Raw genomic sequence first — 5,276 nt, 5'->3', positions numbered from 1 at the left:
TCGGAAGAACGCCGGGCAATATTGTAGCCGTTCGTCCGATGAAAGACGGTGTTATCGCCGATTTTGAGACGACGGCGACAATGCTGCGTTATTTTATCGATCAGGCTCAGAAAAGCCGCGGCCTTTTCTCGCGCAAACCAAACGTCATGGTATGTGTTCCTTCCGGCATTACCGCGGTGGAAAAGCGTGCCGTAGAAGATGCTACAAAGCTTGCGGGCGCACGCGAAGCGTTTACGATTGAAGAGCCGTTTGCGGCTGCCATTGGTGCCGACCTTCCGGTATGGGAGCCTACGGGCAGCATGGTGGTGGATATCGGCGGCGGTACGACCGAGGTGGCCATTATTTCACTCGGCGGTATCGTGACAAGCAAATCCATTCGCGTTGCGGGCGACGAAATGGACGAAGCGATCATTCAATATATCAAGAAGAAATACAACCTTATGATTGGGGAGCGGACGGCGGAAGCCCTTAAGATGGAGATTGGATCTGCCATTCCGCCGGAACAGCCGGAAACTTTGGATATCCGCGGCCGCGATTTAATCTCCGGTTTGCCTAAAACCATTGAGATTACCGCGCAGGAGATTGCTGACGCGCTGAGTGAGACGGTGGAGAGCATTGTCGACGCAGTGAAGATTACGCTGGAGAAAAGTCCGCCGGAGCTGGCGGCCGATATTATGGATCGCGGCATTGTACTGACCGGCGGCGGCGCGCTGCTGCGCAACCTGGACAAGCTGTTGGCAGACGAGACAGGCATGCCGGTGCTGGTGGCGGAAAATGCGCTTGATTGTGTAGCGATTGGTACAGGACGCGCGCTGGAGAACTTGCACCTGTTTAAGTCCAAATCAGGCATCACGATGCGTTCTGGACGCAAGTAAGCGGGTGTTGAGGAGTGACCAATTTCTTTGGCAATAAGCGGTTAATCGCGATCTTAATCGGCTTGATTGTGCTGATTGCGGTTATGGGCGCTACATTGAAGGAGCGCCCTGTTCCTACTTGGCCGGAACGATTCGCGAAAGACTCGGTTTCTTTCGTACAGGGCATTCTGTACAAGCCGACCGTAATGGTCTCTGGTTTCTTCGACAACATTAAGCATATTTACAACATATATGAAGAGAATAAGGCGCTGAAATCACAGCTGGATCAGCATGCACAACTGCAAGTGGAAGCGGATGACTTGCGACGTGAGAATGAACGCCTCCGCTCCATGCTTGGCATTAAGGATACGAAGCTTAAAGGATACGAGAAGTATGCGGCGGACGTTATTGCACGGTCGCCGGACCGCTGGAATAATATGCTGACCATCAGCAAAGGAAAGAATGACGGCATTGAACCCGACATGGCCGTCATCTCGGCGCAGGGCGCATTAATCGGGCGTATACAGAGCGTGTCCGCTTTTTCTTCGCAGGTGGAGCTGTTGATGGATATCGAACAGGGGAACCACATTTCCGCCGCGATTCAGGGAAATCAGGCGATTTATGGCGTCATCGAGAGTTATGACCTGGAGAAGCATGAACTGATTATGCGTAAAATCCCGAAAACGAAAGATTTAAAAATTACGCCGGGGCAATACGTGACTACATCCGGAATGGGAGGCGTGATGCCGCCCGGGCTGGTCATCGGGCGCGTAAGCTCGGTAGGAGACGGTGATTACGGATTAACGCAGACTGCGCGTATTACCCCGCTTGCGAATTTCTACCAGATTGAGCAGGTATTTGTGGCGAAGCGCGATTTTGTGGTGGATCCGGCACCGGTACAGCAGCAGAAACAGAATGCGAAGAAGGGCGGCAAGTAAGAGAGCCGGAAGAAAGGCGGTACAAACGTAAGTGAAGATTGGCGCAATATCTGTAGTCATGTTTCTTTTATTTTTAATTGAAGGTACGATTGCCCAGGTATTCGCTCCGGAAGTGTGGGGACTTCCCTGGCTTATCATCCCGCGTTTTGTGCTGGTGGGGACGGTATTTATCGGCCTGTACGCCGGACGAAGGAAGGCCCTGTATTTCGGCCTTTTTTTCGGCCTCTTATACGATGTGGTGTACGCAGAAGTGATTGGTGTCTATGCATTTGCCATGGCGACGCTGGGATATCTGGCCGGGCTTACTTCCCGCTACTTCCATCAGAGTTGGTTCCTGGTACTCATTAACGTACTGGTGGTCGTTTTTGTGAATGAATGGCTTGTCTATGAGATATATCATTTGTTTAATATGGCGTATATGAATGCCCTGGCGTTATTATTTGAAGAAGCGATTCCGACCGTTATCTTCAATGCATTGTTCGCCATGCTGATTTTCCGCCCGATGAACAGGCTGCTGAACAAGTCCCGACTCGAGCAGGAGATTGCGTAGTTCTCATTCGGCAGGAAACCGTCACTCCATGGCGAATATTTAAGAATACGGGGTGGATCTTTGGCTATGGCAAAAGTAAAACAAAATGTAGTAATTAAAGGGACCAAAGAGGGCCTCGTCTTTCATCTGGACGACACATGTTCATTTGAGCAACTGCTTGAGGAACTGCGGGAGAAGATTGAGAAAAGCCACCAGCAGATTCTGACAGGCCCGGTGATTAGCATTGTAGTGAAGCTGGGGATGCGGTATGTATCCGCAAGTCAAGAACAGCAGATTCGTGAAATCTTGAAGCGGCGGGGCAATCTGGTCGTCAAGACGATTGAGTCGGACGTAATGTTAAAAGAAGAAGCGCTGCGCGACAAACTGGCCTCTCAAATGCGTGTCTATACGCGTACGGTGCGTTCAGGACAGGTCATTCGCCATGAAGGAGATTTACTGCTGCTTGGGGACATCAATTCGGGCGCACTTGTCATGTGTACAGGAAATATTTTTGTTCTCGGTTCGCTGCGCGGAACGGCGCATGCTGGCTGCGAAGGGAATAAGCAGTGTATCATCGCCGCGCATGAGATGCTTCCCACTCAGGTGCGTATCGCCGGCATTATCAATCCGGTGCCGGACGGCCAGGAATCGGAGGAGATGGCGCGAATGGGATTCGCATACATCGCCAACGGGCGCTTAGCGATTGAAAAAATGAATCAATTGCATAAAATCCGACCTGAACTGGGTCGGTTTGTCATATAGGGGGGGATCCTCGTGGGTGAAGCCGTTGTGGTTACGTCGGGAAAAGGCGGCGTCGGCAAAACGACGACGACTGCCAATATTGGAACAGCCTTGGCGCAGTTAGGCAAAAAAGTCTGCATGGTAGATACGGACATTGGACTTCGAAACCTTGATCTGGTGATGGGACTCGAAAACCGGATTATTTTCGATCTGGTGGATGTCATTGAAGGCAACTGCAAGCTTCATCAGGCTATGATAAAAGACAAGCGGTTTGATGACGCACTCTATTTGCTTCCGGCGGCGCAGACGAAGGACAAGTCGGCGGTTACGCCTGAACAGATGGAAGAGCTGATAAACCAATTGAAGACGGATTTTGACTTCGTGCTAATCGACTGTCCGGCCGGCATCGAGCAGGGGTTCAAGAATGCCGTTGCCGGTGCGGACAAAGCGATTGTAGTAACGACGCCGGAGATTTCTTCGATTCGTGACGCGGACCGTGTTATCGGTCTGCTGGAGCGGGAGGAGATGGAGGCAATGTATCTGGTAGTCAACAGGATTCGTCCGCACATGACACGCACGGGTGATATGCTCGATGTCGATGATGTAGTCGCCATGCTATCTGTCGATCCGATTGGCTACGTACCGGATGATGAAGAGGTCATTAAGCATTTGAATTTAAAGGAACCGGTTGCGATGAATCATGAAGCGAAAGCCGGAATTGCGTATCGTAATATCGCGCGCCGCATTCTGGGCGATTCGGTACCGTTTTTAAATATGGAAGAGCCGGAAGGGTTTTTTAAGAAAGTGAAGCGGTTATTCGGCATCAGATAATACGCGGTGCGGACACGGCATCGGGGGATAGAGCATGGATTTTGAAAAAAAGTATATACGGAATTTGGATTGGCTTTTGATTTTGCTCCTTATGTGCCTTGGAATCTTTAGTTTTATCGGAATTTCCGGGGCGACAGCGACGGCCAATTATGAATGGAAGCAGGTCATCTGGTACGCTTTCGGATTTACGATCCTGGCGAGTGTGCTGCTGTTCGATTACAACAGCTTTAGCAACCTGGCTTATGTGCTGTACGGCATCGGGATGGTGCTGATTATCGGCGTACTGTTCATGCCGGCTAAAAGCGGCGCGCACAGTTGGTATCAGCTTGGGATCGTTGATTTTCAGCCGTCAGAGTTAATGAAGATTTTTACGATCATTGCCGTTGCCAGGTATATCTCCAAGAAAGATGAGAAGGAAGAGCCGATTGATAACCTAAAAGCGATGTTTCCGATCTTTCTCCTGATTGGTGTGCCGCTGATATTAATTTTAATCCAGCCGGATTTGGGAACATCGCTTGTATTTACGGGAATTATGTTCAGTATGCTGCTCGTGGCGGGAGTTCCCATGCGCTACTTTGCAATGCTGGGCATCGTCGGTGCCATTTTCATCTCATCATTGGCGTATGTTTTTATGTTTCACAAGCAGTTCTTCTTTGAGCATATTATGCATGAATACCAGTGGATGCGGATTGAGTCGTGGTTGAAGCCGGAGGCATATCCGAAGGAAGGCTACCAGCTGATGCAGTCACTGACGGCAATCGGCTCAGGTCAACTGCTCGGCAAAGGCATTAACCAGGGCACGCAGGCGCGGAACGGTTGGGTGCCGGTCGGAGAGAGCGACTTCGTGTTTACGGTCATCGCGGAAGAGCTTGGCTTTATCGGATCGAGCATCTTGATTTTTATTTATTTCTTCTTCATCTACCGTATGGTTCGGATTGCGATGGAGGCCAAGGATACGTTCGGTATGTATGTAATTGCCGGCGTGATCGGTATGTATGTGTTTCAGATATTCGAAAACATCGGTATGACGATTCAATTGATGCCGATTACGGGCATTCCGCTCCCGTTTATCAGCTATGGGGGAAGCTCGCTTGTTACCAACTTCTTTGTCATGGGTATTGTGTTGAATATCGGGATGCGACGGAAAAAATTGATGTTTGAATGATGGAGAGCAGGAAGATGTGTCGTTCTTTGCTTGCGAGAGCAAAGGACGACATATTTTTTTACGGGATAGGAAAGTATATCAACCGGAGTTTCATCCCGGCGGTCTACCCTTCCTCTCTTGTTCATACACTTGTACAAAAGGACAAGGAAACGAGGAGTGAGGAAGCGATGGCATATTTCGATACGGACGGAATCAAACGCCGCCGGGAAGAGCGGGTT

General features: G+C 50.1%; 7 protein-coding genes. All 7 read left to right on the top strand.

The window, feature by feature from the left end; all coding sequences use genetic code 11:
• A partial coding sequence (locus B2899_RS01400; protein WP_286883488.1) for a rod shape-determining protein occupies positions 1-875 on the top strand: 875 nt, incomplete at its 5' end.
• Positions 876-889: 14 nt separating this feature from the next.
• Entirely contained in the window at positions 890-1,792 is a 903-nt protein-coding gene (mreC, locus tag B2899_RS01395) for a rod shape-determining protein MreC (RefSeq protein ID WP_146808334.1), read from the top strand.
• 31 nt (positions 1,793-1,823) lie between these two features.
• Entirely contained in the window at positions 1,824-2,342 is a 519-nt protein-coding gene (gene mreD / locus B2899_RS01390; protein WP_146808335.1) for a rod shape-determining protein MreD, read from the top strand.
• Positions 2,343-2,408: 66 nt separating this feature from the next.
• Positions 2,409-3,083 carry a septum site-determining protein MinC gene (minC, locus tag B2899_RS01385; protein WP_146808336.1) on the top strand — a complete coding sequence of 225 codons (675 nt, stop codon included), beginning with the start codon at positions 2,409-2,411 and terminating at the stop codon, positions 3,081-3,083.
• 12 nt (positions 3,084-3,095) lie between these two features.
• Positions 3,096-3,893, top strand: a complete 798-nt coding sequence (minD, locus tag B2899_RS01380) for a septum site-determining protein MinD (RefSeq protein ID WP_146808337.1) — start codon at positions 3,096-3,098, stop codon at positions 3,891-3,893.
• A gap of 34 nt (positions 3,894-3,927) precedes the next feature.
• Positions 3,928-5,058, top strand: a complete 1,131-nt coding sequence (gene rodA / locus B2899_RS01375; RefSeq protein ID WP_286883484.1) for a rod shape-determining protein RodA — start codon at positions 3,928-3,930, stop codon at positions 5,056-5,058.
• 14 nt (positions 5,059-5,072) lie between these two features.
• On the top strand, positions 5,073-5,276 hold a 204-nt coding region (locus tag B2899_RS01370), incomplete at its 3' end, for a hypothetical protein (protein ID WP_286883481.1).

It is taken from the genome of Aneurinibacillus sp. UBA3580 (genome assembly GCF_002375825.1).
Classification (GTDB): domain Bacteria; phylum Bacillota; class Bacilli; order Aneurinibacillales; family Aneurinibacillaceae; genus Aneurinibacillus; species Aneurinibacillus danicus.
This window is presented reverse-complemented; position numbering and strand designations above follow the sequence as displayed.